Origin of the sequence: Bacillus sp. FSL R5-0593 (genome assembly GCF_038603755.1) — a bacterium.
GTDB lineage: Bacteria > Bacillota > Bacilli > Bacillales > Bacillaceae > Bacillus > Bacillus velezensis.
The window spans coordinates 1,973,676-1,999,156 of sequence record NZ_CP152011.1; the positions used below are offsets into that span (position 1 = coordinate 1,973,676).

Sequence of the window (25,481 nt, forward strand, 5' to 3'; positions counted from 1 at the left end):
ACACGCGCCAATTTAAGGAGAGATCAGAATGGTTACAGTAAACGGTACTGAGCAATTAAGAAGGGAACGATATCAGAAACTTGAAAAAGAGTATGAAACATTAAAGTCCGTTTTACTCGAGTTTATAGGTTATGAAAGAGAGTGGTTAATAACAGACTCAAATATGAGTAAGAAAACTAAAGCTGAGTTGCTAGAATATATTGATTATCAAAGAAAGCTAATGAAGGAGATTTATGAAAAGTTAGATGAAGAATCTAAAGCTGAGCTGAAAATTAAAGTTGAAAAAAGCATATGGCCAATTATGCACAATGAGGGTTAATTCTCATTGTGTCTTTATAAAATACGAATTTTAATCAGATAAGGATCCTTCAAAAAATAATTAGAATAAAAATAAAATAAATACTTGTAATTCTGACAACTCTAATGTATATTATAAACAAGGGAACATTAGTTGGGAAGGGGTGGAGTAACCAATGAATCTTAAGCAGAAGATTAAGAATGAATGTGAAAAAGACAACCAGCTCGCAGCGAAACTCTCAAAAATAGCAGGTTACGAAAAGGTTAATGGCTTTTACAAATTCATCAACACCCCAGAGAAAGAAATGGACAACTTAGGCGGTTTAATTAATATTGTTAAAAGCTTGTTTCCTGATAATGAAGAGCAGCTTCTAAGTGATTACTTCTTATCATTGGATCCCAACAAAAAATGTGCTAGACAATCTGTTGAATATGCAGATTTAAATCAGTGGAATGCGTTAACTGATAAGATCGTAGGCAATCTTTGCGAATCATCTAATTCAATAAGTCGTGAATGGGGACAGGTTTATTCCCTACATAGAAAACTGAATAATAATAAAATTTCTATAAATGAAGCGATCCGGGAAACTGGGAAATATAGAATTAAATCTCCTGAAATGTATTCATTTTCGAATATTATGATTATGTATGAATACTTGAAAATTGGAGAATTTGGCTTAATGAAAAGTACAGCTCAGTTTCTGGAGATTGACGAACTGTCTGATGGATTTATAAAAGATTCGTACAGTGGTCGAATTGAACTGTTAAAGGCCAATATAAGCTTAAATGATTATGAACTAGAAGAAACCCGAAAACATTGTAGCGCTGTAATTGAAGAATGCAATAATAACAGATTGATTGTATTTAGTTATTTAACACTTGGGAATACATACATTTTTGAAGATTATGATAAAGCAAAACTATGCTATGAAAAAGGCTTGAACTTTGCAAAAGACAATAACCATCATCATTATAAATTGCGACTCGCACTTTGCTTTTTAGATAATGTCTGGGTGAGAGAAAACAAATGGGTAGATTTCGAGTCTCAAGAAATACCGGATATGATTGAAGCTGCTTTTTATTTGACTAATATCAAAGAAACTAAGAAAGCAGAAGATGTAATTAAAAAAATTGAAGAACATGATGTTCTGGATGATGATTTAGGGTTTCTTTATCACGTTAAGGGCTTGCTGTATAATGATATGTCCCATTTTCACGAGAGTATAAAGAAATTCAAAAAGTCAGGCGATAGGCTCTGTCTAAATCTACCTTTGCTTGAATTGAAAAAGCGTGGATATTCAGATGAAATATTAAATTTAATTGCGCTCTAGTTTTCTTTACTTGAAAGGAGGTGAAAGAATGAAGAAATTTTATTGCGCGATTGTCATTTTACTAGCTTTAACTGTAGGATTTGTAAGTGGACAACAATCAGTCCAAACTGCTAACGGAGATATCACAGTGGCTTCAGCTAGCAGAGGAGCATAACACAACTAGGCTTTTACATAGTCAACGGCTAGACGTTTGATCCAAAGGATCAGGCGTCTTTTCTAATTTAAAGGGGAAGTTCCTATATTTTATAAAACCAAATATAAGACCATGGGGGAATTAAAATGAAAAAGCATTTCGGGAAAGCACTTTCTTATGAGGAAATGGCTAAGGGATACATGGAAATGGGAGATATTAATTTAGAAATTTCCCAGGAAGATAATCATCTTGAAAATGAAGCAGAAATGATTAGACCAAAATATAAAGCAAAGGTATCCTAATGAGGACTAAAGACAAATCAGCAGACATTTTAACACATACATAGGGGATGTGTTATTTGTCGTGAATAAAAATAAAATAAATTATTGCATATTATTGTAGCAACATATATAATGAAGTTACAAGATGAACGTTGTTGGGAGATGAAACAATGGAAACAACCAGTGCCACTCAAAAGGAAGAGTTGAAGATTACATCATTAAGACAATATCAATACATAAAACAACTAAAGAACTTCACACGAGTAAATCTCCACCTAGAGGATCCAGATGTGTTTACACCTAATAATGTAACTACAATGAGAAAAAATCATAAAGAATATAACCTCATTAAAGAACAAAAGAATTCTATAAAATGCATTTAAGGAGTAAAATTAAAATGAATAATAAATATTACACAGAAGAAAACAAGGCTAAAGTTTGGAAAAAGCATATGATCGTTTTAAAATTTCTAGAGCAGCCTGAGATAGCAGTTGCTTATAATGAGTTCTTACGAAGAGAAGCAACAAGTGATGAATGGGTTGGGTTCGAAGAGGAGCTTTATGAGGAATTGACGGGGATGCCAATTATAAACGTCTGTAAGGACGAGAGGGTAAATGTCCTAAACTGAATTTTATTATAGGATAAAAATAAATTAGGTGTGATAAAATGAATACAGACATCTTAATTAACGCTCTTAAAGAATACGACATGTTAAAGCAAATGGAAATCTGTAACGCCAATATAATGCTGCTGAGTAATATTCAAGGTGAAAATGAATGGATTGTTGCGTGGAAAGAATTTGATCAATACTTAATGAAAAAAATGATATGAGGTGTCATTATGGAAGCTCAAAAGAAAGCGTCAACACTAAGGGATTATTCAATATTCAACAACATAAATAGGTGGTTTGATGAATTAGATTTAAGAAACAGGGATCAAAAAACTGGAGAAATTGAAAAGTCTAATACTAGAGCCACGTATGAAAGGCATATAAGAGAGTTTTTCAACCACTATGCTGCCAAGGATATTGAATATTTAACTGAGAGTGACCTGGCGATCAAGAAGAGTGACCTGTATGATTATCGAAGCCATTTGGCTAAAAATAAAAGTAACTCCAATTCAACAATTAACAACAAGATTGCCGCACTGAAAAGTATGATTAAGTATCTTGAATCTGAACATGAGTGTGATGCATCTGTATTTAATTTTAGGCCTCTTCCAACAGAAAAGAACCCAGCAGGCTCTTTTGAAGGAATATCTGAAGCTGATGAATTTGCTGAGGCAGCGTATGTTACTGAGCGGCAGAACAGATTAATGAAAAAGATGTTTATTTTGTTTAGTGCACGCACTGGAGGGCGTAAATCAGAGGTGCTTAGAGTTGGGTGGGATGATATTACTTATTCAGAAAAGCATCAATGCTATCTCGTCAACTTTAAAAAAACCAAGCAAAAAAAGGCTAGGCCAGTTGGAATTTCCACAGCTTTTTATGAAGAGTTGTTGCTGTTAAAGCAAGAGTATGGGGAGCATGAACTGTTATTTCATAAGTTAACAGTTGATTCAATACAGGATATGTGGAATCGCGTATGTAGAGTTATGGGCATTCCAAAAGAAAGAAAGATAACTCCGCATAGTTTACGCAATACTGCAACAAACTTTTCTTACAGCGTTAATGGTGATATTAAAAAAGTTGCAGCGTTCTCTGGTCACAGCAATATCAATGTTTTGAATGATCATTATTTAAACAATGAAAGGGATTATTCTCAAGATCCAGGGGTTTTGGTTGATCAAAAAGAAGACATGTCCTTTTTAGATGATGTTACCTTAGAGCAATATAAAGAATTCTTTTTAAAATCAGACATGTATATACAGAGTAAACTTAAAATGTTTTTGAACAAGTGATACAAATAATCATATAAAAGCTTTACTTGCTTATGAAAATAATGATAAATTTAATATGATTATGTGAGGTGATAATGTGTCTGAAGTTTTGTTGACAACGGATAAACTTTATAAGTTAAAAACTGAAATAGAGGGAAGGCTTATTGATATTAAAGATGATTCCAATATGGTGAAGGAATTAAAAGCTACGATGGCGGAAAAATACAAGGCCCTCCCTGGTTATATCCAAGAAATTTTAAATAATAATGATAATAACGTGCAGCGTTTAAACGAAAAAGAAGTGTACATTGTTTCAAAAGAGATGTATTCAATTCTCGGGGCGCCAGCTTTAGATCCGTCAAATTATTTTCCAACCAGATTGGCAAAAGAGCTTGAAGGTGGGAGAGTATTCGCCGGTGAAGAAGTAGTTAAGCTCCCATACAAGTTTAAAAATGTGATTAAAATCAAAGAGGATAACTATGTCACTTCCATTACTGCCAAAGAACTTAGTGAGTTATATAATAGCTCCATCCTGCAGTACAATTACAATACTCAGCGTGAAGGAAAGTATATTAAAGGCAGTCTTATTCCTGTCCCTAAAACAAACCCTAAATCAGTTGATGAGATCAAAGAATTGTTTATCAAAGGTGATTTAATTGTATCAATGTTAACTTTTAACGCTCGTCTTGGAACATCTGATGGTGATGAAGAAGTTGAATATGATCCAAGCACTCAAACCCTCACTGTAACACGCGGAACCTTATTAGATGCTCTAGATGGATACCATCGAATTTCAGGTATTGTTAAGGCCATTGCTGAAGTCCCTGAATTGGATCAACCATTCATTTTAAATGTACTCAATTACGATGAAGAAAAGGCTAAGGTTCACTTTGCTCAAATGAACACAATAAACCCAGTTGAAAAATCCAGAATTGAAGAATTAGGGCAAAAACGGTATTCTTCAACAGTTGTCGAGCAGCTGAAATTTAAAAGTGAACTTAAAAATAAAATAAGCCCACAAAGTGAAATTGGTATCGATAGCAATTTCCTTGTGACATATTATACTTTATCCGAAGCTATAGACGATGCATTTGAGTTGAAATCTCGAAAAGATGCGTTGAAAATTGCGAAATACCTGGTCGACTTTTTTGATAACCTTTTTTATGCCTTCCCAGATGAATTTCTTGAAGATGATTTATCGTCCATTAGAAAGCAATCATACATTAATCATAACGTAATGTTTTACGGTTATGTTTATTTGGCCAAGAAGATGAAGGAAAACAATGTAGAACTAAACAAGCTTGAAAGTATCCTTAATACAATTGACTTTAGTAAGAGCGGAAGAGTGTTTGAAGAATTAGGAAGACGAAATAATGAAAATCAACTGAAGACTGCTATGAAGAAGAAACTAAAGAGAATATTTTATGATGAAATTGCTGTTGTTTAAAGCTTAAAGGAGAATTTAATATGAGTGAAATGTATAATGCTGAATTGAAGGAAAAGTTTTTAGAGAAATACGAAAGTGAAGCAACAAGAAACCATTATTGGCTAAGGCTAAGGGATTTCTCAGCTACAGAAAAAATACTTCAAAAAGACATATTTAATTTTTCTTTGGAAGAGCTGCGTACGTTATTTTTAGATTTAGATAGCAAATCTATAGATTCACTAAGAGGAGCAAGAGCTGTAATTGGACAATACACAACATGGGCAATGGAAAATGGCTTGGCAAACAGTAATATTAACAAAGTGTATCAGATACAGGATGGTGACCTAAAGCAGTTTATAGACAAAAACAAAAAAACACTATTCACCAATAAAGAAGTAGAAGAGTATGTTGATTTTATGGTTAATTATCAGGATAAGGCCATGATACAGGCTATTTATGAAGGTATAGATGGTTATCAGCATTCTGAGTTACTGAATTTAACAGGTGATGATTTACTCGATGATAACAAGGTGAAGCTGGTAGATGATAAACATGGTATAAGAATAATTACTGTAAGTGATAAATGTTATGAGTTGCTTAAGCGTGCTAATGACCAAAGAACATATCATCTTAGCAATGGTTCTCCAGATAGTGGCCTTAAAAACAAATTTGCCACATTAGTTAAAAGCGAAAATATTTTTAGGCTAAAATATAAGAGTTCTAATCAGAGTATGAAAGCTGACAAATTTTTAGTTCACCGTTCTTTTAGTCAATTTCAAAAATTTTTAGAAGAACCTTTCTTTACACCTAAAAATCTTATCAACTCAGGAAAGCTCAACATGGCGTATGAGATATATAAAGAGAAGGGTGAATTAAAAGTACCTGATTATAAAAAAATAACTCGACAATATGGATTCCTGAATGAAGACGCGGAGTTTAATTCACAATCACTGAGGAAAGTAGTGAATATGGAGAACTTAGAAAAATATTGTATCAAGTCTGAAGTAATTGAGGCTAATTCTTAATCCCTGTTACAGGGATTAACTTTACATAACTTTTAGAGTAAAAATAAAAACAATGTGAATTAACTCGTGATATTTTTAGAAAAATATCAGGATTTTGTTCATATTTTTCAGAATTCGACAAAGTTAGACAGAGACAAATTTGTACATATGCAGTAAAATAGTTCTATACCCTGAAAAGGGTACAAGGAGGTTCGCTAGGCCAAACTCCCTAGCGTTTAAGTCAATGTTTGATTTTCCATTCATAGAGATCTTCAATCGAACAGTTAAGTGCAATAGCAATGATTTTAGCCGTTTTTATATTCATGGAAGGTCTAAAGCCGTTTGCATAGTCACTTAATCTTTGCGTACTAATGCCTGTTCGCTTTGAAAGTTCTCCTAAGGACATTCCTCTACTTTCAAGGAGAATGGATATCAAACATTGTCCGATTTCAACCTCAAGCATCGGACAACCTCCTGTTATAGTATTGCTTATCATACTATATCAATTCTTTCCAAGTTTTTAAATGAAAGAAAAAAGATTTGCCACTAACTAGGTAAAAGGTTATAATTAAGTCAACAAAAAAGGGAACGTAAGTTCGGTTAATTACTACCAGAGAGAGGGAAACGTATGTCAGAAAAGGATTATTTCATTCAAGGGGAGCTGTGCATACCTTTTTTCGGCAGAATAAAAGCCAAGAATGAAGAGGAAGCACTTTTGTTCGCATATCAATCAATTAAAAAGAAATTAAGAAATAAAACAGGGAAAATGGGGTTTCTTCAAAAAGATCAAGAAAAATATGAGGCACTATTTGATGTAGACATCATGTGTACAGAGGATGCAGAAATAACAACCTCTTATGCCGAAGAAATAGACGATTCGTTTGAAAATGAAGGCTATAAATCTTCTCAGCTGTTATCAATAAAATAAATGCACATACACATCTTGTCAGTCATCATGAGACATAAAAAATTGGTGACTTTTTAGTCAGACTGGAGCATACAATGGATTTTAATCTTGAAATTGACTTGAAAGACATTATGAGATCAGTTTCCATGAGTGTTGGTTCTAAGAACATACAAAGTGGAGATTACTACATAGAGATTATTTTTAAAAACAATGGGGATTGTTTGAGGATTAGAATGGATCATGCTTCAGTTTTAGAATTTAGAGACAAAATAAATGAAACTCTTTGGAAACTGGACGGCATGAAGACGTTTATGAAGACAGCAGCTTTACAGTATGAGTAAAGCTGATTTTTTTAAAATTATTTAGAGTAAAAATAAAATAAGTATTTACAACATTTGGTTGAGGTTATATAATCGAATTAGAATAAGGAAAGGAGATAGCTTTAGTCATTGATTAATGAACCAACTAATAATCAAATAAGAACAATGGTTTTAAGGAAATATGCAAAGCTCTTAGCATCATGTGAAAGGTCTTTACGCAGCATAGATAATGGTGAAATCAGAATGGCAATTGGAGACTTGGATTTTGTTAAAGACAATTTAGAGGAAATACAATACATACTTCGTGATGTTGTGAATCAGCATGAATATATTGAGGATAAAAATAAAATGTAAGTTTTATTCAGACTTATATTTTAGGAGGGAATAGCTTGAATCTACAAAAAATGTTTGAAATGCAAAAGGCGCTTGATGATCGGATCATCAAAGAAAAGGGGCTTGAGGGGCAGGACTTGCTGCCGAATCTCATTCTTGCTCTACAAGTGGAACTGGCCGAGTGTGCGAATGAATGGCGCGGCTTTAAACATTGGAGTAATAATCAAAAGCCACGGACGAAAATAGAGCATTTTTGTCCAACATGTGATGGCACTGGCGATGAAAATCACGATATTAATTTGCAATATCTCGAAGAAGGACATGCAACTGAACCTTATTCCAAATGCCAAGACTGCAATGGCTCTGGAAAGCTGGGTGAATCGAATCCACTACTTGAGGAATACGTGGACTGTGTACACTTTTTTCTTTCAATAGCCATTAAAAAAGGCTGGGAAGACGCTATGAATATACAAGAAGAAGGATTTGAGGAATTGAAGAAAAAAGGATTCGAGGGCGGTTTAACAGGTATTTTCCTAGAAATGAAATGGTGGTTGTTAAACTCTTACATGTCAAGCACTAAAAAGACCAGTTTCAGCGTGGCTTGGTCCTTGTTCTTGAGCATTGGAACTATTGGTTTCGGCTTTAAATGGGAACAGATCGAAGCTGCTTACATGGAGAAAAACGCCGTCAATCATCAGCGGCAGCAGGAGGGGTATTGATGAACACAGCATACAGAGTTTGGGACGGCGAGCAGATGCATCATTGGGATGATGAAGGGATATGGCTTTCCATCGGTGAATTAGATTCCACTGATGAAAAAGTTTTCGGGTGGTCTCTATGGTTAGAAGGTTATGGAGTGATTGCAGACAGTCACGACGGAAAATCTGTTCTCATGTGGGGCACAGAGTTGAAGGATAAGAACGGAAAGTTAGTTTATGACGGTTCTGTATTTAAAGTGCCAGTTAGTATCAATCGACAAATTCATGGAAGTTATGCTATTTACGAGGTTGTTCAAAGGAATGGTATATGGATTCAGCAATTTTTGAAAAGTGAAAAAGGGTTTAGGGCAAGGGGTTACATGGCGGGGTTATTGATAGATAATTTCGAGAATGAAAAAGAATCATTGTTATTCGATGGGAAATTTCTCGAATCATTTGTTCCAGAAATCGAAGTAATCGGCAACATTTATCAAAATCCTGAGTTATTGGAGGACGCGGAATGAACGAATACACCGAATGCCCGGAATGCGGGAACGACCAGATTATTGATTATGGGGAAATGGCGGTTGAGTATGAAACGTCAGTTAAAACAGGGAAGCTGTTGAAACGGAATAAAGAAGGGCATTCAATATGGTGCGCGCAAAAGTGCCGTTGCGGTTGGGATAGTTATTCAGAAAAATATGAGTGAGGAGGGCGCGGAATGAAGAACCGTGATTTAATTAAGAAGTTACTTGAATTTGATCTAGATGATATTGTTGTCCTGTCTATTGGAGAAGAATTCGCAAGGTATTTTGAAGTTAAACAAGGATTCGACGAGCAGATACAGTTAGGAGAATAAGGAGGGCGCGGAGTGATGGCATTTCATAAAGAAGTGGTTGAGACTATATACAAAACGGTTGTGATTTGCGATAAGTGCGGTAAAGAGAAGGTTTTAAACATAGGGGAGCCGTTATCATGGGAGGGGCATATGAATGGGGCTTTGCACCGTGATTACACATTCACGGAGAAGGGGAACGGTTTTGAAACTTTATGTCCTGACTGTCAGAAGGAGGACGTGGAGTGAGTAGGTTAGATGGATTGATTACAGATAAATACGGTGATGCGATATATAGAAGTGGTTTTTGTATAACCATTGAAGAGAATTCAAATTCTCAGATGATTACGGCAGATTTCACATTGAACAGAAGTCACCTTCCGTTTTTAAAAGAAATTGTAAAAGACTTAGAGGAAGAAGCGGAGTGATTTGAGGTTACAGTCTAGATAAAAGATGCATTTTAAACAGAAAGAGGAGAGAGTTTATCGAAAATATTAAGCCGGTTGATAAACCGTTTAAAGTATTAGTTTACTCTTGTCGAGAAAATCGAGCATATTCACAAGATATGATTGGGGAAGCAACTGTTGTCGGTGCATATGAACGTCCGTACTGGCACCCTTATACGTATAGTGCTTACCATGTAATCTATGGTGATGGTAAAAAAGCCACTGTTTATGCTGATCATTGTAAAAGTATAAATTAAGGAGGAGCAGCATGGAATCAAAACATGGAATGAGTCAATATCGATTAAATAGTGCTAAAAGTTGCTCTCGATCATTTTTAGAAACAGTAACAAAAATTGAGCTTATGTACCAACTTTCTCTTCAAAAGCTGGTTGATCCAGAAATTGCAGAGCACTATATTGCTAGAAATGTTAAGGAAATTGATAGAGATTGGGAACATTTTAAAAGTTATATAGAGCAGCGGGAGGACATGAGGGAATTAGATTAAGTAAAGGAGTGAAAATATGGAAGTGTTACAACCAAATCAATATTTTGACATGATTAAATCAAAGAAAAATAAGGTTACAGACAAAGAACTTCAAAGATATTACGACAATTGCTTGGTGTTACTCAATAAGTATAAGCAAACCAATCAAATTAAAGCTGCAAAGAAACTGATATTCCACTTAGAATCAATTGAAAAAGAACGAGAGATTGTAAAGCTTGGCATTGATACATTTGTTTATCGAGACGACATTGAAGAATACATAGATAACATTGCAAAAGATACAGTCAAAATTATTGAGCTTGAAAATTACGAACGTGAAATCCCTGATGAAGTAATCATTAAATTCAACAAAGTGAAAGACAAATTGGATCGTTTTTACGTGGTGTTTACAGATTATACGGGGAAGATTGAAAGGCAAATCGAAAAAGAACGAAGAGATAAGGATCCAATTTTATTCGGTACTTTTCAAGATGAGTCGAGCGGTACTCTGATTGAACGTTTTTATTTCATAGGCGACTGGGAAGATGAATATTGTGATCTCACTTTAGATAAGATGATTTCCGAAGTACAGGAAGCAAAAGAATCCAAAATTGCGATGACCATCAATACACCCCAAGATATTGAGCAATTGAAGATACAGTTAAACAACATGGAAAAGATAGCAAATGGGTTTAGGATGAATAATCCCGGATTTGCAGTGGTTAACGAAAAGAAAAATTGGTTTAAAAAACTGTTCAAAAGGACGAAGTGATGAAAAGAACAGTTGACCTTACTGAAAATAGAGAGTTCATGAACATCGGAAGAAACCAAAGCAAGTCATTATTGCAAAGGTACTTAAAGAAGCGAATATACCCATGGAGTGTAGAAGCAGAAGTAAGACAGAACGACCTTTATAGTAGTAGCAGCTTATTGTTAACTGGCAATGGTTCTGAAAGAGGAAAACAAAAGGAGACAGCAGCCTTTGAAAAGACGTGTCATTGTTGTGGTAAGTGGGACTCGTTCCATATGACGATAACTAAATCAACTCTGTGTAAAAGTTGCGAAGGAATGCTTGATCACAGTGTTGTGGGTAACGTCCCTTGGAGACAGCAGTTTAGATAAAAGTAAAATTTCATTGAATAGAAAGGAAGAGATTTTTTGACACATTACAAGTACATTTGCAGAACTGGCTGCGGCCATACCACTATTATTGATAAATTTTATAAGAGACAGAGAGCGTTTTGTGGAATATGCGGGACTCGTTCAACAATGGAGTACATGGGTGAGGTTGAATTTAAAAAGGGTTCCTTGGATTTAGAATTAAGCATTGAAAAGATTAAGCACTATTCAAAGGAACTTGAACGATTGGCAAGCTTTAATGGAGCAGACGGTGAAGAAATGCTAAAGGATAAGTTGTTTGAAATTGATCAGATTTCAACAGATATAAACGAGTGGTGTAAAACCATTTTAGGAGATGGTAAAATTGAAGTTTTAATCAAGGAGGACTGGGATAACCAAAAATATGAGAAATGAATACGACTGGATAGATAAAAATTATAATACCTACACAGTTGATCAGATATCTGATCGGTATTTAAAGAATATACTTCGATTTCTTTGTAATGGTGGTGGCTATCATAGTTATCTAGATGAAGGTAAAATCACTAGGTTATTTACTGAAGCCACAAGCAGAAAAATAAAACACTCGTTTAAACTCGAAGATGCAATTCAAGCATATAGAGATGAAGAACTCTTTGAACATCTTAGGTATTTAGAATATCTAAGTGATAAAGAATGATAAAAAGACTGTTTTAACGGAAACGAGAGGTGAGCTTTTCTGAAACTAATAGAAGAAAGAACTTATAAAGAATGAAGAAAGGTTGTACATATATTCTGATGATATTGAAGCTAAGAAGCATTTCGTAAGTGAATTAGAACCAAAAGGGTGGATAGTAGATAATTGCTGGGTTGGAATTGACCTAAATCAAATAAAACAGTTTTATCGGTTCAAGAGGGAATTAACTGATGATTATGTTTTTAACAGATAGACTAAAGAGCAGGGGGCAATTAATATAGGTGAAAAATTAATTGATAGTAAAAAGCATAAAATAATAAACGGATATTATCACAAGAATTGTATAAGTTGTAAAAGCTGGTTACCGGCAACTGAAGAGAATTTTTACTCTGTGAAGAAAAATAAGGATGGACTTCATTCATATTGTAAAGCTTGTGTATTAAAAAAGGCTAAAGAAAGCATGTTGAAGAATTATGACAAACAGCTTGTACGAATGAGGGAAAGAAATCTTCTTCCAGGGATGAAAAAGGCCAAAAAGAAATACAACTCAAGTTTGAAAAAGAAAAAAACACAACAAATCTGGCAAGAAAAGAACAAGCTAAAATTAAAAAACTACCGTTTACAAAGAGATGCTTACAAGAAACATAACATTACAGATGTACAGTGGCAAAAGTGCAAAGACTATTTTAACAACAAGTGTGCTTATTGCGGGCTGAAAATTGAAGACCATAAGATATTATTCAAAGGAACCTATATACAAAGTGATTTTCATAAAGAGCATGTAGATCACAACGGGGCTAATGATATAAGCAACTGCATACCTGCTTGCAAATCTTGCAATAGCTCAAAGCACGACTTTGCATTTGAAGAGTGGTACAACTCATCAAACAAAAACTTCTCATCCGAAAGATTACTAAAGATTAAAGAATGGCTAAATCGTTTTAAAGCAGAACGACAAGATTCAGAACGGAGGACAAAAGGATAGGCTACATCAAATACGTAATTGATACAGCCTGGTTTAATTTAGTTTGGTTTAGATGGCATCTTGGAGCGGACATAAGTGTATTTGACGGCTGCGGATGGAATACATATAGATATTTAAAGAATAAAAATAAAATAAGTGGAGGTTACAAGGGTGATAAAGAGGAATCTGCTTAGCAACCACGTTGATGAGATTATTGGTGAATATTACGCTGCTAAAGGATATTCAGTCCATAGCATTGAACACCAGGAAAATGGACAACTGATTGTTGTTACGGAACGAGTAGCTGAGGAGAAGGAACAGGCAAAGGTTGATATTGCCTTTGATTTTGTACATAGAAGACCACATAAGAAGAAGTATTTAGCTTAAAAAAGGCAAAGAGTCAAAGCTCTTTACCATCAGGTGTTTTCCTTAACCGGTTCGCAATGTACTTCATTACGTTTACTGCAATCGACACTAATGCAATAATCAATGCTATTTCAAATAAGAGGATGTATCCAAAATTCACATTAAGCTTTTCAAAGTAATCGCTGGTAATAGAGAGGATTTTATAAATCCCTAGCATAAAAATAATAAAGGAAACTCCTAAAATTACAAGTGACTTTTTAGAATAATCTTTAGCGTGTTCAAAATTATAAATCATTATTGATACAAATAAAAAACCCGTAGCAATCTTGTGGGATAGCGAATCATCGGCCGAAAATGATTGTACTACTATGCTGATGATTAATCCAGTAATACCGATTGTTTTATTCAAGGAATCACCCACTCGTATGTAAGTTAGGTATGAGTTTACCAATTAAAGGGGATTTTCTCAAGGCAATACACATTAAAGTTAAATTAAAATGCTTTCTCAAGAAAGGGGTGGAAACATGCTTGGTTATCAGAAAGGGAAGGAAGTAAGGTGGCATGAAGATGGAGAGATGGGAATTATATTGTGGACGACAAATCGAAGTTCTGTGGGAGTTAAATGGAGCTCGGGTGAATACGGTGAATACAATTATAAAGTTGATGAGTTACTAATATTAACAGATTAGTATTTTACCCAAAAGTGAACGCATGACAGCAAGAAAAAGGTTTAGTCTAAATGAAATCGTGATTTTAAACAGATAGGAGGAAGCGAATGAATCAAGATATTCAGTTTTTAAAAGAACTTCAGCAAGAGTTGAAAAATCAAGACAGCGACTGTCAAGCTGCACCACGTTTCTGGACAGTTGGCGATTATGAATGGGTCGAAGTTCGGGAAGAAAACGCAGAACGGTATTCTGTATACCTGCCATATATTGCAGAAGCATATGTTTTAGATGATTATTTAGAAGATTTAAAAGAAGATAGTGAGCTCTCTAAGGAAGCTTTAGCTGAGTTGAAAAAGGGCGACTTTGACGATCCTATTGAGTGGATTCAAAAATACATTGATGAAGAAGCAGAATTAATTCCAGAACGAAAGGTTCATATTGTACGGCCGGATACAATGTTTTTGACCAAAGCAGAAGCGAAGACTCATATAAAATTAAATAGGCATCACTACACTTCAGAAGCTCATACTTACGCAATGACAGCTTGGAGAGCGCCAAAAGTTGAGCGGTTACTTAACATACTTGAAACGTTTGATTGGGATTCAATTAAAGACAGTCATTACAATCTACAAGGAGTGGCAAAATGAATACATATGTAGTAACAAAGGAAACAGAATACTATAGCAATGAGCCAATTAAAAAGGTGCTTTACGCGGGTGTCAATAAAGAAGTTGCCTTTAGCAAAATTAATGACACATCAGGCAACAGACTAATATTAGATGTTTGGTTTGATGGTATTAAGATTAAATCTTTCATCAGAATTCGTAACGATGAATGGCAAGTGGGTTTTGATAAATTGGCCAATACAAAGAAAGAGATTGAAGACTACAGTACCAAACTAAAAGAGGCACAATCCTTTTTAGAAATGTTGGAGAGAGCTGAACAAGTCTAAATAAAAGATAGTTTTTAAAGAAAGTAATATAAATGGAGGGATTTTATTTGATCAATAATTTAACTGTAATCGAACAGGATGGACAACTTTTAGTGGATAGCCGTGAAGTTGCTGTAATGATCGGAAGAGAACATTTCCATCTTATGAGAGATATTAAAAATTATAAAGAACCATTGGTTAAATCCAACCTTGGATTTAACGATTTCTTTATTGAAAGTACATACAAAGATCCTTTAAATAGAAGCAAGTCTCATTACTTTCTGACCAAAATGGGCTGTGAAATGGTTGCCAATAAAATGATTGGTGAGAAAGGTATTATCTTTTCAGCTCAATATGTAAAAGCGTTTAATCGAATGGAAAAGGAATTAACGCAACCAAAAACAGAGTTAGAGGTTTTAGCTGCAACAGTTAATAATATGGTACAACAAGAAAAACGAATAACTGTTATTGAAAAAGAGCAAAAGAGGATCTTTGATTTGATCGGATTGAATCCGTCGAATTGGAGGAAAGAAATCAATAAAATTATTAGATTAATTGCAAAAGAAAGTGGATTAAGTCACTCAGTAATATGGTCTGAGAGTTACAAAACCTTAGAAAACCGAGGGAAATGTAATCTACAAAGAAGACTTGATAATAAAAGAAATAACATGAAAAAAGAGGGAGCGTCTAAAACAAAAGTAGAAAAAGCAAACTTTATGGATATCATTGATGAAGATGCAAAGCTTACAGAGATTTTCTTAGCGATTGTTAAAGATATGGCTGTAAAGTACAAGGTGACTTTAAAGAAAGAAACTGCATAAAATAGTTATTTTATAGAAAGAGGGGAAGAGTGCAGATGGCATCAGAAGAGCAATTGAAACGAATGAACGACATAAACGATTTGATCAAGCTTATCGCAAGCATTGATCATCGTACATTCTACCGCAAGTCAAAGGATCGCATAGCGTATTTCAGATTTAAGAAAAAACTGTTCTTCGTTGATGATTACACAGGGGATGACGTTTACCCATATGAAATGGGATACGGTAGTCCAAACGGTTTTTCGCATGGGGGCAACATGTGGCAGCTGGTCAACAGCTTCAGAAAATTCATCATAACAGGGAAATACGGTGAACTGAGGGATTATAAAGAAATATGGGCTTACAGCTATGAAGGATGTATGAAAATCCGTCAGAAGGCGAAGGAGATCGGTTTCATTGAAAGTGTTGATTACCCCTATAGTTTTGATGAATGGGCAAGTTAAAACTAATTGATTCATGTACTAAATTTTCATCAAAATTAATTAGCTTTGCATTAAGAAATTATGTAACGGAGAGATTAGACTCTCCAGGATTCAAAGGAAGGTATGCGGAGTTTGCCATGCTTAGTCTTAAATCTGTGTTTAACCTTACATAATATCGGTTCTACAAATACATATTCATCAGATTCAGACTTTATATGTTTCATAGAGTGGAACTTACTTCGTTCTGCTTTCGGCATGAATTCCATAAATCCAGCTGCAGTACCATCAGGATAAGAGAGAAGGAACTTTATATCCTCCTTGGTGTAGCCGGTGATAAGCACATCTGTGTAATCGTAGTTAATCACTTTCAGCCAGCTATGAGAACGTTTATTGATTTCATAAGGGGAGTTAGCTTTCTTTAGTACGATTCCCTCAAGATGCTTTTCTTTGGCTAGATTAAAGTAAGCTAATCCGTTTCCTTGTAGGCCTTCAATAACAAATACATTATCGTGGTCAAGGTTAAGATTTAAAAGCATGTTTTTACGTTCAGTAAGAGGCTTATTAGCGATTGAATGCCCATCAATATAAATTACATCGAATACACAGTAAACCACCTTATGGGCTGATTTCTTAGACATAAAGCGTTCCATCACAGCTTCGAAATCTGGAGCGCCTCCTGGGGTAGCAACAATGATTTCACCATCTATAACAGTTCCGTTGGGGATATCGAGATCCAACAGTTCTGGGAACTTGCTTGTTACTTCATTGTTGTGACGAGTGTAAAGCTTTATCTGATCATTAAACTTGGAGAGGATCAGTCTAATTCCATCAAACTTCAGCTCGGTAATATAACCATCGTCATCAAATGGCTCTTTGATTGAATGCAAAAGCATTGGCGATACAAACAAAATATCACCTCCTACTTAGAAATAATAGCTAAGCGAAGGTGATATATAAAGCAAAATGACTGTGGTACTTAATGGGATTGAATCAGTTCCGGTGAGTTGTTTTTAGGTGAATTCACTAAAGATGAAACTTGATAAGCCTCCATGTCATCAGCGTCATATGGCAGCAGCAAGCTTTGAAGATAATCAGTATCGGTGTTTTTGGGGTTAAGCCATTCCTTTTTGTTCTCATCAGTAAGGATAACTGGCATCCGATCATGGATGTCTTCCATAAGCTCATTAGGCTTTGTTGTGATGATTGTGCAAGTATACAACGGATTGCCTTCTGACGTGTTCCACTTTTCATATAAGCCGGCAAAAGCAAAGAGATTGGAGGATTTGAGCTTAATACGCATAGGAATCTTAGTCTTTGGATCAAGACGCTTCCATTCATAAAAACTGTCAGCTGGGATGATACAACGTTTGCTTACGAGTGGCTTTCGAAAGCTGGGTTTCTCGGCCAATGTTTCAGCACGAGCATTAATCATTTTATAGCCAATCTTTTCATCTTTAGCCCAAGGAGGGATAAGACCCCATCTTAGCTTACCCAGACGGTTATTTGATCCATCATTAATGATTGCCAGGATGTTTTGTGATGGAGCGACATTATAGCTTGGGTTGTATTCGTCTTCAGACAAAAATTGGTCTATATTGAACTGTTCGATGATGTCGTCAAACTCAGAAAATAAAGTGAACCTGCCACACATGTTCATCATCCTTTAGGGTTTTTGAATATTGTACAGGCTTGATGCATGAAAATCAAAAAGGAGGAATGTGATGCAGCAGCAAACAGTTGAAGTTAAAGAAGTTGAAGTGTTGATCAGAGGGATATGGACAAAGAAGAAGTTCACGGATATCGAAAAGGGGCAAACCTTTAAGATTGTGGAGAATGGAAGAGCAAAGAAATACATAGCAAGAACAGATCCTTTTTGGGATGACATGTATGAGACTTACATAATTAATTTAATCGATAAAAATAAAATAAGTGTGTGGTAATCGGCGAGCGGATAGCTTCGATGAAGATAAAAAAATCAGAGATTTTATAAAATGAATTTAAATTGAAAATGGAGGCGGAAGAATGAGGGAAATCAAGTTTCGGGCATGGGACGATGTCAAAGACAGAATGCTTTATTTAGGCGAAGAAGATGACATTGTTTTTGAGTTTGGTGGAAGCGGTATTGTTGCTACAGACATCACAGAAGACGAACCTAATTTTAAAACGTTGCACCATCTAATTTATTTGCAATACACCGGATTAAAGGACAAAAGTGAGGCCGGGCAGGAGATTTGGGAGGGAGACATTCGAAAAGACGCTTTGGGGAGAATATTTAAGGTTGTTTACGACAATGATTTAGCCGCATTTTACGGAGAATATACTAACGGTCATTATGAGTCTCTTGGCGATTGCGGGGCAGATTCTGAATTTCTCGGAACAGTCTATCAAAATCCAGAGCTTTTGGAGTCTAAATAAAAACGATATTTTACAGAGGAATGGAGTGAAGCAATATAGATAGAACAAATCGTACTTTGATAGAGCTTGAATTAATGATTGAGGACGGAACAGTTCCCAAAAGATTGATCAATCAAGTAAAACAGTTTATTCATAGTGTGAAAACACAAGAAATAAACATTGCCGACCTAAGACATTCCTCAGCGAGAAAACAACATGGAGATGAGTTTATAACTTTATTGGAAAAAGCTAATCATCAGCAATATTTTAAATATTATGATGGAGTATGCAATAAATTTAAAACGAATTTTTGAGATAGCGTACGTCAAAAGTGATTTTTAACTTAAAAGGAGGTGATTGAGATGTAATTTATTTCAGTTATCTGAAGTTTATAAGAATAAAAATTAAAAGGAGTGTTTATTTAATTGAAGATTAAAAACAGAATAGAGGATTTGTTAAAAAAGATAGAAGAGGCAGAGTGGGTTAGCATTGGGACGCGTCCCCAACTCTGCATGCGCCGTATCGCTACGAAGCTTTTAAAGTATAGCACAGTTAAGAAGACTTTTCCAGTCTTGGTGACAGCTCTGGTTTCATTCCTGAATCCAGTGAGTATTTTAGCAGCGGACAAGTATCGGAACTTTGAAGAGCTTAAAGGGAATGAATCACCGTTAAATTTTAGCGTGTTCTCAAAAGAGCAAGACACTGATGTATTAATTCTTGCTCCCCATGGAGGTGGCATAGAAGGAGGAACAAGCGAGCTTGCAAAGGAATTAAGCGAAACATACTCTACATATCTTTTTGAAGCTTTAAAGACACCAGGAGCATTTGATTTACATTTAACCAGTACGAATTTTGATGAACCACAAGCACTTGAAATGTTGAAGGAACATGAGTTCACATTGTCACTTCACGGTTATGCAAGTAATGACCAACATGTTTTAGTTGGAGGCACAGATCGGGACAAAGCTGAAGCGATAACAAGCACATTAAATAATGCCGGTTACTCTGCAGAGCTTCTTGATGAGGGTACGAGGCTATCTGGTAGCAGCCCGAACAATGTTGCCAATAAAAATAAAACAGGAAAGAGCATTCAACTTGAATTGAGTACTGGACTGCGAAAATCAATGTTTAACACCTTTTCTCTCAAAGGGCGTTCAGGAACAAGAAATGAGACCTTTTATAACTTCATTGACACTCTGTCACGATTTCTCAATGAAAATGCAGAAGGGAAGGGTTTGACAACATGAACATGGAGCAGCCCTTATACTATTTTGTTGATGCTCTGGATTGGGGAATTGATGATAAAGGGTCAAATGCAATAGAAACAACAGAAGGATTAAACCGAGCTTTAGAATACGCAAGCTCAAAATCATTCTATGAAGTACATGTTCCAAAAGGTATCTACCTAATTGATGCAGTGAATACGTCAAGGCGGTTGCCTGAATTCGGTGGAGGTATTAATGTTCCTTCGAATATTGAGTTAATACTTCATCCAGAGGCTGTTTTTAAAGTGTTGCCTAATGATTCTCAAGGCTACTCCTGTTTTTATATTGGCCAAGCGAGCAATGTAACGATTCGTGGTGGTCAAATTATAGGGGATCGATACGAGCATGATTATTCAAAAGTAACTTCAATTAAAAGGACACATGAATGGGGATACGGAATTCATATTCATGGCAGCAGTAATGTGTTAATTGAAAATGTGCAAGTCTCTGACTGTATTGGAGATAACATTTGGATAGCAGCCGATGGGATGATGAACACTTCAGGAGCGTATACGCCTTCAAAGAATGTAACCGTTCGAAAGTGTACTCTTTTAAGAGGGAGAAGAAATAATCTAGCTACCAATGGTTGTGAAGGTCTTCTTGTAGACGACTGTGATATAGAGGAAGCTGGGGGAGATACCATTGGGCCACAATTAGGAATTGATTTAGAGGGTTTTGGAGAAAACGGAATTAAGTATGATCACCCATACAAATTAACTGTACGAAACTGCAGGTTTAAAAATAATGGGCGTGGATCCGTTACAGCTCACACAAGCGGTGAAGTAAACTTAGAAGGAAACTTTAGTGACAATGTTATCTCTTTTGGATACAGCACTGATGTCAGTGTTAAGGACAACAAGATTATTAATAAGGGAAAATCCAAGAAATATGGAATTGACTCGGTGGGTGTTTCAAGCACGGAGTCAGGAAATAGAGTGCAAATCAGCGGTAACACTGTAAGAGGGTTTGAAATAGGCATTTGTGTAAGAGGTAAAGGGATTGATGTAATGAACAATATACTTGAAAACATCGCGGCTTGTCCGATTGCAACACATGAAGCAGAAGATGTTTTTATTTCGAATAATCATATTGAAAACAGCGATTGTATACAAGTTCAAGTGCGAAACTCAAAAGATGTGAGAGTTACAAATAATAAAGGGGGAAATACCACATCTGCTTATGCCATTAAAATCATGGATTCGAACCGTGTAAGCTTTGCAATTAATGAATTTGCAAATGTGCACGGGGGAATTTATTGTGAAAGGTCTCAATCAGTTCGTTTAAAGTTGAATGACCTATTCTTAAGCGGAAGTGGATACGGCATCTTTTGGGATAAGGATTCTGAAGTGTATTTCAACAGAAATGAAATTCATAATCCAAGAAATGTTGCAATCAAAGGTACATCCGAGAAATACAGCTGTCAGATCAGTGAGAATCAGATTTATTTTTGTAAGTCATTGATTGCTATCCACCTGACAGGTGGTTCAGAACACATGTTAAACAATAATGAGATCATGTTTAATCGTTCAACAGACCAAGGATATGGTGTTTATTTGGAGAATACGGACAAAGTACGTCTTGTAAGAAACGATGCGCGTGGAATTGGAGGTAAGTTATTATCTCACCCGTATTGCACAGATAAAGCAAAGAATACAACCTTAATTCATAACACATTCGATAGTGGGACGCTGAAGACAGCAGAAGGAGATATTGTAGTCTAAATAAAATTGTAGTTTTAACAAGATTGGGAGATGGATATATGGCCAATATTTTAAGTAAAGAACAAGATGAAGCAATCCGGTATTTCAAGAACAAGCTAAACATATCGGAAAAACTGTACATATCCCTAATTAATTTTAATCTGCTTAGAGATAAACACGAAGACTTTGGCAATAGACTATATGAGCTTTATAAAACAGATCCTTATCTGTATATCAAAGCGCTCAAAGAAGGTTACGTGGTTGATCAGCCAATTGAATTTAATGAAGCAATTGTGCGGTTCTATGATGGTGAAGAACTTGCTGTAATTCATAAGACCACTGGGAAAAGATATAATGTAAATGTAAAAATGAAAAAGCTTCCTGACGGTTTTACGCTGCAAACAATGAACATGTGGTCATGGAGTGAAGTTGTTTAATTTTAGAATTTTCACTCGTTTTGATTTGTCATATCGTTAAGTGGGTACATTAAGGATGAGAAGGAAAAGGTTCTCTCATAATAATGTTAAGGGGTGTTTAATGTGTTGGTATATGAATATGGCAGAACGAAGCAAGAAGCTCTGTCTAACCTATGTAGAAAAATGATCCGTGAGTACCCAGATGAAACTTTCACAACGGACTTTGCAAAAGTTTCTGATTACGGTAATGAAGGATCAGATAAGAGATACGTAGCTGAATTTCGGGTATAGGATAGTTTGTTATACAGAAGCGCCTAAGCAAAGGTGCTTCTTAACTCTCGATATGATTTTATAAAATTACGCTGTTGGGGGTGGAAACAAGAAAATCATTCTTCAGATGCAGTCTGTACCCCAATTGTAAAGAAACTCATTAAAACTTTTCAGAATAAAAATAAAATAGTTATTGACCATGCCGTTTTAATGATGTAAGATTAAGTTATCCCAAAGAGAGAAAGGAGGAAAGAGATGAAAAAGGAATTAAAGATACTGAAAGTATCTGCCGAAGCCTTGCATACCTACAAAAATGATGTAAAAAGGAATTACAACATTGACGAAGACCAAGCAAGAAGAAAATTAACCAGGAATGTAATGTTGGTTAAGGAATTTAAACCAAGAGGAATTAAAAGAGGTCTTTTTTCTAAAACATATTCATATGGAAACTTAAAGATCACAATCCGGCATGGAACAGTAATAAGGATTGAAAATGTAAAAGGTGATCCTGAACCTTGGGACTTTCCAAAAAAGAGATACATAGAATTAAACAAGCTACTTGGTATTAGGGATTGTAAGTTTAGTAGCAAGTCTCATTATAGGCATTTTAAGAGTAAAAATAAAATATAAAATTAACGGAGGCGTTATATTGAGCAAACTTTATAATACATTTGAATTTATTGGCAACCTATTTATTTCAAAAAATAAAGAGAAATTCCATGAAATTAAGGAATATGACAGCGGATGGGTTAAGGAACGGTTAAGCTTCGCAGTTCAAGAGTCAAAAACAAACAGTGTTTTTGTTGAGATTGAAGGTGGTTACTCAAAAAGTAAACAAAATAAAGTGTTTTCATTTAGCAAGGGTACAGAAAATGAAAAAGGATCAAGACTCGAAATTCCATGGGAAGATCGGTTGAAAGAAGAAACAGTAAACATGGTTGCTGATTTTTCTAAGATCCTAATTAACTTAAACGATGAGTCAACAAGAGCCAAATTAAATGAATTGAAATTTAAAATTAGAGGGTTGGAAATGAAAGGCTCTCTTACTGAAGAAGAAAATAAAACTTTATCTACTCTCAAGGGAGAATATAAACAATTAAACGTAAACGGTGCAGAATTCATTCATGAATATGATGCTATTCAGTACTTGTCCCAAAACCTCGAAAAGCATAAAGACAATAAATTTAAAATCACAGGCAATATTGAATACAATTCATGGAATGGACGGAATTTTAGAAAGTTCAAAATCAAAACCATTGAAATTGTAAGTAGTGATACACCATCTCAACTAAGAGCCACCATGGATGTATTTTTCACAAGTGAATCTTTAGATGAATCGTCATTTGAGGAAGAAAAAAGGTACTTTGTTGATGCGTACGTACTTAGCTATGATAATCAGGCAAAAAAAGATCGATTTTTTCCTCAGCAATTAGTCATCAATGCACAAAAATTGGACTTTGAAAATGAATTACATATGAAACGGTTAGATCTCTTGAAAAACTTCTTTAAAGTTGAAAATGATGAAGTATTTCACCTTCAATGGGTTGTGAATATTTTCAGGGGTGCTGATGAGATTGAGTTTACCGAAGAGGAACTCACGGAAAGTCAAAAGGAAATGATTGCTTTAGGTTTAAACACACTGGATGACTTTAAACCTAAAGGAGGGTTATTGGGCGAAAATCGTGAAGAAAATAGACTTTTAAAACCTATTTTAAAAAAGATTAATGATTCTAATGATTTTACAGAAGGTGCCGCAACATCTACATATGAAATTGAAGATCTTACATATATTCCACAACAGATTCAAAATTCTACACCACCCGTAGAAAAAGAAGAACCTAAAGTGACTGAAGAAGAAAAAGATAATGCATTTGATGAGTTATTTGCTTGATTTGAAAAGACCTAACTAACATTTATTTAAAAACAATAAGGAGATGTTTATCCATATGGCAAGAAAATTTGGTAAAAAGAATAAAATTAAAGTTAATCCTCTCGATTATAACACTGGAATTATTGGTGAATCGGGGATCGGTAAAACAACTCTAGCTAAAGAAGTTTGCGAAAAATTAGTCGGAGAAGACGGGTATATAATCTTGAATATTGGTAAAGAGGATGGTATTGATGCCATCCCCAATGCCTCTTATGAAGATGTTCCTGATTGGACAACCTTTGATGAAATTACTAAAGATATTATTAAAAACAGAACAACAGATTATGCTGACTTAAAGGTTTTAGTATATGACACATTTGATGAGTTGATTAAAATTACAGAACCAGAAGTTATTAGACTACACAATAAAGCAAATCCTGAAAAAAGAGTGAATACCATTAAAGCAGCATTCGGTGGTTTCCAGGCAGGAGAAGACAAGGTAATTGAGTTAATTCTTGAAAAGATGTGGAAACTTAAAAAGGTCGGTATTAGCATGTTTATTTTAGGTCATACGAAGAAAAGAACAATGACAGACGTAGTTACTGGTTTGGAATATGACATGCTGACAACCAATATGACACATAAATACTTCAATGCGATTAAAACCAAGCTCCACGTCTTGGGAGTAGCATCTATTAATCGGTCAATTGAAAAGAAAACAGTAAAACAAAAAATTGGGCCTGACAAAACAGTGGGAACAGTTGTTGATGAATCAAGAATCATCACTTTTAGAGATGATAACTTTAATATTGATTCAAAGTCAAGATTCTCAGATATCACACCATCAATTCCATTAGATCCGAATGAATTTATTAAAGCAATTGAACAAGCTATCCATGTGGCTTTTGATAAACAAAAAAATAACACAAATAACATTGAAGAAGAAAGAAAAGAACAAGAGCAAATTAAAGAAATTCAAATTCACAACGAAGTTAACAACTCATCTTTTATTGATAAAGAAGAGAATGAGAGATTGGCAGAAGAGATTAAGACACTATTCCCTAATGCAACTGACGAAGCTAAGGGGGAAATGAAGAAAATTATGGATCAATTTAATATGAAAGATTTTAAAGGGGTAGACATTGTACCAACTACAGCATTCGAAAAGATAGTCGAAGCATTATCTAATTGAAGGAAAAGAGGGGGAGAGTCTCCCCCTTATCAAT

General features: G+C 35.0%; 41 protein-coding genes and 1 pseudogene. 38 read left to right on the plus strand and 4 right to left on the minus strand.

The annotated features are described in order from the left end of the window. The first annotated feature begins 28 nt into the window (after window positions 1-28). From NYE36_RS09650 to NYE36_RS09695, 10 genes are all read left to right on the plus strand, one after another. Complete coding sequence (locus tag NYE36_RS09650) at window positions 29-319, plus strand: hypothetical protein (protein WP_327973131.1); 291 nt, start codon at window positions 29-31, stop codon at window positions 317-319. A 154-nt stretch (window positions 320-473) separates the two neighbouring features. Continuing rightward, complete coding sequence (locus tag NYE36_RS09655) at window positions 474-1,628, plus strand: AimR family lysis-lysogeny pheromone receptor (protein ID WP_113766182.1); 1,155 nt, start codon at window positions 474-476, stop codon at window positions 1,626-1,628. Window positions 1,629-1,656: 28 nt separating this feature from the next. Continuing rightward, on the plus strand, window positions 1,657-1,782 hold the full coding sequence (locus tag NYE36_RS09660; RefSeq protein WP_142671704.1) for a lysogeny pheromone AimP family peptide: 126 nt from the start codon (window positions 1,657-1,659) through the stop codon (window positions 1,780-1,782). Between the two features lie 125 nt (window positions 1,783-1,907). Further along, window positions 1,908-2,063 carry a hypothetical protein gene (locus tag NYE36_RS09665; protein ID WP_181461935.1) on the plus strand — a complete coding sequence of 52 codons (156 nt, stop codon included), beginning with the start codon at window positions 1,908-1,910 and terminating at the stop codon, window positions 2,061-2,063. A 149-nt stretch (window positions 2,064-2,212) separates the two neighbouring features. Next, complete coding sequence (locus NYE36_RS09670; protein WP_014472000.1) at window positions 2,213-2,425, plus strand: hypothetical protein; 213 nt, start codon at window positions 2,213-2,215, stop codon at window positions 2,423-2,425. Window positions 2,426-2,439: 14 nt separating this feature from the next. Next, a complete protein-coding gene (locus NYE36_RS09675) occupies window positions 2,440-2,670 on the plus strand; it encodes a hypothetical protein (protein WP_014471999.1) in 231 nt (76 codons plus the stop codon). Window positions 2,671-2,708: 38 nt separating this feature from the next. After that, complete coding sequence (locus tag NYE36_RS09680) at window positions 2,709-2,873, plus strand: hypothetical protein (protein ID WP_021493556.1); 165 nt, start codon at window positions 2,709-2,711, stop codon at window positions 2,871-2,873. Between the two features lie 9 nt (window positions 2,874-2,882). Further along, the gene (locus tag NYE36_RS09685) at window positions 2,883-3,941 is read left to right on the plus strand and encodes a tyrosine-type recombinase/integrase (protein ID WP_113766181.1); all 1,059 of its coding nucleotides are present in this window, start codon (window positions 2,883-2,885) and stop codon (window positions 3,939-3,941) included. Window positions 3,942-4,017: 76 nt separating this feature from the next. After that, entirely contained in the window at window positions 4,018-5,367 is a 1,350-nt protein-coding gene (locus tag NYE36_RS09690; RefSeq protein ID WP_045207908.1) for a DNA sulfur modification protein DndB, read from the plus strand. A gap of 20 nt (window positions 5,368-5,387) precedes the next feature. Then, window positions 5,388-6,371 carry an integrase gene (locus NYE36_RS09695; protein ID WP_094032751.1) on the plus strand — a complete coding sequence of 328 codons (984 nt, stop codon included), beginning with the start codon at window positions 5,388-5,390 and terminating at the stop codon, window positions 6,369-6,371. 220 nt (window positions 6,372-6,591) lie between these two features. Here the strand turns inward: NYE36_RS09695 and NYE36_RS09700 are convergent, their stop codons facing one another. Beyond that, window positions 6,592-6,813 (minus strand): helix-turn-helix transcriptional regulator, encoded by a 222-nt coding sequence (locus tag NYE36_RS09700; protein ID WP_045207905.1) that lies wholly within the window; start codon window positions 6,811-6,813, stop codon window positions 6,592-6,594. Between the two features lie 165 nt (window positions 6,814-6,978). Between NYE36_RS09700 and NYE36_RS09705 the strand changes: the two genes are divergently transcribed. From NYE36_RS09705 to NYE36_RS09780, 16 genes and pseudogenes are all read left to right on the plus strand, one after another. Next, complete coding sequence (locus NYE36_RS09705) at window positions 6,979-7,278, plus strand: hypothetical protein (protein ID WP_045207904.1); 300 nt, start codon at window positions 6,979-6,981, stop codon at window positions 7,276-7,278. Between the two features lie 74 nt (window positions 7,279-7,352). After that, window positions 7,353-7,598 (plus strand): hypothetical protein, encoded by a 246-nt coding sequence (locus NYE36_RS09710; protein ID WP_045207902.1) that lies wholly within the window; start codon window positions 7,353-7,355, stop codon window positions 7,596-7,598. 108 nt (window positions 7,599-7,706) lie between these two features. Beyond that, window positions 7,707-7,931: a hypothetical protein gene (locus NYE36_RS09715; protein ID WP_069007467.1), complete on the plus strand. Its 225-nt coding sequence runs from the start codon at window positions 7,707-7,709 to the stop codon at window positions 7,929-7,931. A gap of 35 nt (window positions 7,932-7,966) precedes the next feature. Beyond that, window positions 7,967-8,629 carry a dUTP diphosphatase gene (locus NYE36_RS09720; RefSeq protein WP_094032750.1) on the plus strand — a complete coding sequence of 221 codons (663 nt, stop codon included), beginning with the start codon at window positions 7,967-7,969 and terminating at the stop codon, window positions 8,627-8,629. Then, complete coding sequence (locus NYE36_RS09725) at window positions 8,629-9,132, plus strand: YopX family protein (protein ID WP_094032749.1); 504 nt, start codon at window positions 8,629-8,631, stop codon at window positions 9,130-9,132. Before NYE36_RS09720 ends, NYE36_RS09725 begins: the two co-directional genes overlap by 1 nt. Further along, window positions 9,129-9,317 carry a hypothetical protein gene (locus NYE36_RS09730; protein WP_069007369.1) on the plus strand — a complete coding sequence of 63 codons (189 nt, stop codon included), beginning with the start codon at window positions 9,129-9,131 and terminating at the stop codon, window positions 9,315-9,317. The genes NYE36_RS09725 and NYE36_RS09730 overlap by 4 nt, the downstream gene beginning before the upstream one ends. Before the next feature lie 12 nt (window positions 9,318-9,329). Further along, window positions 9,330-9,467 carry a hypothetical protein gene (locus NYE36_RS09735; RefSeq protein WP_176428396.1) on the plus strand — a complete coding sequence of 46 codons (138 nt, stop codon included), beginning with the start codon at window positions 9,330-9,332 and terminating at the stop codon, window positions 9,465-9,467. 12 nt (window positions 9,468-9,479) lie between these two features. After that, window positions 9,480-9,692: a hypothetical protein gene (locus tag NYE36_RS09740; RefSeq protein WP_217898731.1), complete on the plus strand. Its 213-nt coding sequence runs from the start codon at window positions 9,480-9,482 to the stop codon at window positions 9,690-9,692. Then, window positions 9,689-9,871 (plus strand): hypothetical protein, encoded by a 183-nt coding sequence (locus NYE36_RS09745; RefSeq protein ID WP_094032747.1) that lies wholly within the window; start codon window positions 9,689-9,691, stop codon window positions 9,869-9,871. Before NYE36_RS09740 ends, NYE36_RS09745 begins: the two co-directional genes overlap by 4 nt. A gap of 286 nt (window positions 9,872-10,157) precedes the next feature. Further along, a complete protein-coding gene (locus NYE36_RS09750; RefSeq protein ID WP_342496899.1) occupies window positions 10,158-10,394 on the plus strand; it encodes a hypothetical protein in 237 nt (78 codons plus the stop codon). 16 nt (window positions 10,395-10,410) lie between these two features. Next, window positions 10,411-11,145, plus strand: coding sequence for a hypothetical protein (locus NYE36_RS09755; RefSeq protein WP_342496900.1), 735 nt, complete (start codon window positions 10,411-10,413; stop codon window positions 11,143-11,145). 386 nt (window positions 11,146-11,531) lie between these two features. Beyond that, on the plus strand, window positions 11,532-11,906 hold the full coding sequence (locus NYE36_RS09760; protein ID WP_342496901.1) for a hypothetical protein: 375 nt from the start codon (window positions 11,532-11,534) through the stop codon (window positions 11,904-11,906). Next, window positions 11,896-12,171, plus strand: coding sequence for a hypothetical protein (locus NYE36_RS09765; protein WP_062623445.1), 276 nt, complete (start codon window positions 11,896-11,898; stop codon window positions 12,169-12,171). The genes NYE36_RS09760 and NYE36_RS09765 overlap by 11 nt, the downstream gene beginning before the upstream one ends. A 39-nt stretch (window positions 12,172-12,210) precedes the next feature. Next, window positions 12,211-12,421, plus strand: a pseudogene (locus NYE36_RS09770) (hypothetical protein). A gap of 39 nt (window positions 12,422-12,460) precedes the next feature. Next, window positions 12,461-13,153: an HNH endonuclease signature motif containing protein gene (locus tag NYE36_RS09775; protein WP_342496920.1), complete on the plus strand. Its 693-nt coding sequence runs from the start codon at window positions 12,461-12,463 to the stop codon at window positions 13,151-13,153. A 150-nt stretch (window positions 13,154-13,303) separates the two neighbouring features. Beyond that, window positions 13,304-13,519 carry a hypothetical protein gene (locus tag NYE36_RS09780; protein WP_053574306.1) on the plus strand — a complete coding sequence of 72 codons (216 nt, stop codon included), beginning with the start codon at window positions 13,304-13,306 and terminating at the stop codon, window positions 13,517-13,519. A 13-nt stretch (window positions 13,520-13,532) separates the two neighbouring features. Here the strand turns inward: NYE36_RS09780 and NYE36_RS09785 are convergent, their stop codons facing one another. After that, window positions 13,533-13,907, minus strand: a complete 375-nt coding sequence (locus NYE36_RS09785) for a YoqO family protein (protein WP_113766173.1) — start codon at window positions 13,905-13,907, stop codon at window positions 13,533-13,535. Window positions 13,908-14,273: 366 nt separating this feature from the next. On the opposite strand from NYE36_RS09785, the gene NYE36_RS09790 reads away from it, so the two are divergent. From NYE36_RS09790 to NYE36_RS09805, 4 genes are read left to right on the plus strand one after another with little or no spacing between them, the layout of a single operon-like run. Continuing rightward, window positions 14,274-14,813, plus strand: a complete 540-nt coding sequence (locus tag NYE36_RS09790; protein ID WP_327942694.1) for a hypothetical protein — start codon at window positions 14,274-14,276, stop codon at window positions 14,811-14,813. Beyond that, window positions 14,810-15,118: a hypothetical protein gene (locus tag NYE36_RS09795; RefSeq protein ID WP_327942693.1), complete on the plus strand. Its 309-nt coding sequence runs from the start codon at window positions 14,810-14,812 to the stop codon at window positions 15,116-15,118. The genes NYE36_RS09790 and NYE36_RS09795 overlap by 4 nt, the downstream gene beginning before the upstream one ends. 47 nt (window positions 15,119-15,165) lie before the next feature. Beyond that, window positions 15,166-15,918 (plus strand): Rha family transcriptional regulator, encoded by a 753-nt coding sequence (locus NYE36_RS09800; protein ID WP_257008676.1) that lies wholly within the window; start codon window positions 15,166-15,168, stop codon window positions 15,916-15,918. Between the two features lie 35 nt (window positions 15,919-15,953). Further along, window positions 15,954-16,361, plus strand: coding sequence for a hypothetical protein (locus tag NYE36_RS09805; protein WP_342496902.1), 408 nt, complete (start codon window positions 15,954-15,956; stop codon window positions 16,359-16,361). A 74-nt stretch (window positions 16,362-16,435) separates the two neighbouring features. Here the strand turns inward: NYE36_RS09805 and NYE36_RS09810 are convergent, their stop codons facing one another. After that, window positions 16,436-17,248: an ATP-dependent DNA ligase gene (locus NYE36_RS09810; RefSeq protein WP_326252537.1), complete on the minus strand. Its 813-nt coding sequence runs from the start codon at window positions 17,246-17,248 to the stop codon at window positions 16,436-16,438. 68 nt (window positions 17,249-17,316) lie between these two features. Then, window positions 17,317-17,991, minus strand: coding sequence for an SOS response-associated peptidase (locus NYE36_RS09815; protein ID WP_326252538.1), 675 nt, complete (start codon window positions 17,989-17,991; stop codon window positions 17,317-17,319). Window positions 17,992-18,061: 70 nt separating this feature from the next. Here NYE36_RS09815 and NYE36_RS09820 point away from each other — a divergent pair, with 70 nt between their 5' ends. From NYE36_RS09820 to NYE36_RS09855, 8 genes are all read left to right on the plus strand, one after another. Further along, entirely contained in the window at window positions 18,062-18,280 is a 219-nt protein-coding gene (locus NYE36_RS09820) for a hypothetical protein (RefSeq protein ID WP_342496903.1), read from the plus strand. Between the two features lie 82 nt (window positions 18,281-18,362). After that, window positions 18,363-18,755, plus strand: coding sequence for a YopX family protein (locus NYE36_RS09825; RefSeq protein ID WP_326252542.1), 393 nt, complete (start codon window positions 18,363-18,365; stop codon window positions 18,753-18,755). Between the two features lie 404 nt (window positions 18,756-19,159). Further along, a complete protein-coding gene (locus NYE36_RS09830) occupies window positions 19,160-19,981 on the plus strand; it encodes a poly-gamma-glutamate hydrolase family protein (protein WP_327942686.1) in 822 nt (273 codons plus the stop codon). After that, window positions 19,978-21,720 carry a right-handed parallel beta-helix repeat-containing protein gene (locus tag NYE36_RS09835; protein ID WP_327942685.1) on the plus strand — a complete coding sequence of 581 codons (1,743 nt, stop codon included), beginning with the start codon at window positions 19,978-19,980 and terminating at the stop codon, window positions 21,718-21,720. The genes NYE36_RS09830 and NYE36_RS09835 overlap by 4 nt, the downstream gene beginning before the upstream one ends. 38 nt (window positions 21,721-21,758) lie before the next feature. Beyond that, window positions 21,759-22,136: a hypothetical protein gene (locus NYE36_RS09840; protein WP_020954103.1), complete on the plus strand. Its 378-nt coding sequence runs from the start codon at window positions 21,759-21,761 to the stop codon at window positions 22,134-22,136. Window positions 22,137-22,640: 504 nt separating this feature from the next. After that, a complete protein-coding gene (locus tag NYE36_RS09845; RefSeq protein ID WP_069007268.1) occupies window positions 22,641-23,015 on the plus strand; it encodes a hypothetical protein in 375 nt (124 codons plus the stop codon). A 19-nt stretch (window positions 23,016-23,034) separates the two neighbouring features. After that, the gene (locus NYE36_RS09850) at window positions 23,035-24,276 is read left to right on the plus strand and encodes a hypothetical protein (protein WP_215532374.1); all 1,242 of its coding nucleotides are present in this window, start codon (window positions 23,035-23,037) and stop codon (window positions 24,274-24,276) included. Window positions 24,277-24,331: 55 nt separating this feature from the next. Further along, window positions 24,332-25,447: an AAA family ATPase gene (locus NYE36_RS09855; RefSeq protein ID WP_053574344.1), complete on the plus strand. Its 1,116-nt coding sequence runs from the start codon at window positions 24,332-24,334 to the stop codon at window positions 25,445-25,447. The last annotated feature ends 34 nt before the right edge of the window (window positions 25,448-25,481 follow it).

What these genes read in the sequence shown, in the direction of transcription:
- NYE36_RS09680 (WP_021493556.1), top strand. Translation starts at nt 2,709, where the DNA reads ATGAATACAGACATCTTAATTAACGCTCTTAAAGAATACGACATGTTA.
- NYE36_RS09825 (WP_326252542.1), top strand. Translation starts at nt 18,363, where the DNA reads ATGAGGGAAATCAAGTTTCGGGCATGGGACGATGTCAAAGACAGAATG.
- NYE36_RS09855 (WP_053574344.1), top strand. Translation starts at nt 24,332, where the DNA reads ATGGCAAGAAAATTTGGTAAAAAGAATAAAATTAAAGTTAATCCTCTC.
- NYE36_RS09665 (WP_181461935.1), top strand. Translation starts at nt 1,908, where the DNA reads ATGAAAAAGCATTTCGGGAAAGCACTTTCTTATGAGGAAATGGCTAAG.
- NYE36_RS09675 (WP_014471999.1), top strand. Translation starts at nt 2,440, where the DNA reads ATGAATAATAAATATTACACAGAAGAAAACAAGGCTAAAGTTTGGAAA.
- NYE36_RS09685 (WP_113766181.1), top strand. Translation starts at nt 2,883, where the DNA reads ATGGAAGCTCAAAAGAAAGCGTCAACACTAAGGGATTATTCAATATTC.
- NYE36_RS09790 (WP_327942694.1), top strand. Translation starts at nt 14,274, where the DNA reads ATGAATCAAGATATTCAGTTTTTAAAAGAACTTCAGCAAGAGTTGAAA.
- NYE36_RS09735 (WP_176428396.1), top strand. Translation starts at nt 9,330, where the DNA reads ATGAAGAACCGTGATTTAATTAAGAAGTTACTTGAATTTGATCTAGAT.
- NYE36_RS09835 (WP_327942685.1), top strand. Translation starts at nt 19,978, where the DNA reads ATGAACATGGAGCAGCCCTTATACTATTTTGTTGATGCTCTGGATTGG.
- NYE36_RS09805 (WP_342496902.1), top strand. Translation starts at nt 15,954, where the DNA reads ATGGCATCAGAAGAGCAATTGAAACGAATGAACGACATAAACGATTTG.
- NYE36_RS09705 (WP_045207904.1), top strand. Translation starts at nt 6,979, where the DNA reads ATGTCAGAAAAGGATTATTTCATTCAAGGGGAGCTGTGCATACCTTTT.
- NYE36_RS09765 (WP_062623445.1), top strand. Translation starts at nt 11,896, where the DNA reads ATGAGAAATGAATACGACTGGATAGATAAAAATTATAATACCTACACA.
- NYE36_RS09820 (WP_342496903.1), top strand. Translation starts at nt 18,062, where the DNA reads ATGCAGCAGCAAACAGTTGAAGTTAAAGAAGTTGAAGTGTTGATCAGA.
- NYE36_RS09750 (WP_342496899.1), top strand. Translation starts at nt 10,158, where the DNA reads ATGGAATCAAAACATGGAATGAGTCAATATCGATTAAATAGTGCTAAA.
- NYE36_RS09655 (WP_113766182.1), top strand. Translation starts at nt 474, where the DNA reads ATGAATCTTAAGCAGAAGATTAAGAATGAATGTGAAAAAGACAACCAG.
- NYE36_RS09755 (WP_342496900.1), top strand. Translation starts at nt 10,411, where the DNA reads ATGGAAGTGTTACAACCAAATCAATATTTTGACATGATTAAATCAAAG.
- NYE36_RS09695 (WP_094032751.1), top strand. Translation starts at nt 5,388, where the DNA reads ATGAGTGAAATGTATAATGCTGAATTGAAGGAAAAGTTTTTAGAGAAA.
- NYE36_RS09710 (WP_045207902.1), top strand. Translation starts at nt 7,353, where the DNA reads ATGGATTTTAATCTTGAAATTGACTTGAAAGACATTATGAGATCAGTT.
- NYE36_RS09650 (WP_327973131.1), top strand. Translation starts at nt 29, where the DNA reads ATGGTTACAGTAAACGGTACTGAGCAATTAAGAAGGGAACGATATCAG.
- NYE36_RS09840 (WP_020954103.1), top strand. Translation starts at nt 21,759, where the DNA reads ATGGCCAATATTTTAAGTAAAGAACAAGATGAAGCAATCCGGTATTTC.
- NYE36_RS09725 (WP_094032749.1), top strand. Translation starts at nt 8,629, where the DNA reads ATGAACACAGCATACAGAGTTTGGGACGGCGAGCAGATGCATCATTGG.
- NYE36_RS09660 (WP_142671704.1), top strand. Translation starts at nt 1,657, where the DNA reads ATGAAGAAATTTTATTGCGCGATTGTCATTTTACTAGCTTTAACTGTA.
- NYE36_RS09670 (WP_014472000.1), top strand. Translation starts at nt 2,213, where the DNA reads ATGGAAACAACCAGTGCCACTCAAAAGGAAGAGTTGAAGATTACATCA.
- NYE36_RS09730 (WP_069007369.1), top strand. Translation starts at nt 9,129, where the DNA reads ATGAACGAATACACCGAATGCCCGGAATGCGGGAACGACCAGATTATT.
- NYE36_RS09795 (WP_327942693.1), top strand. Translation starts at nt 14,810, where the DNA reads ATGAATACATATGTAGTAACAAAGGAAACAGAATACTATAGCAATGAG.
- NYE36_RS09845 (WP_069007268.1), top strand. Translation starts at nt 22,641, where the DNA reads ATGAAAAAGGAATTAAAGATACTGAAAGTATCTGCCGAAGCCTTGCAT.
- NYE36_RS09700 (WP_045207905.1), bottom strand. Translation starts at nt 6,813, where the DNA reads ATGCTTGAGGTTGAAATCGGACAATGTTTGATATCCATTCTCCTTGAA.
- NYE36_RS09815 (WP_326252538.1), bottom strand. Translation starts at nt 17,991, where the DNA reads ATGTGTGGCAGGTTCACTTTATTTTCTGAGTTTGACGACATCATCGAA.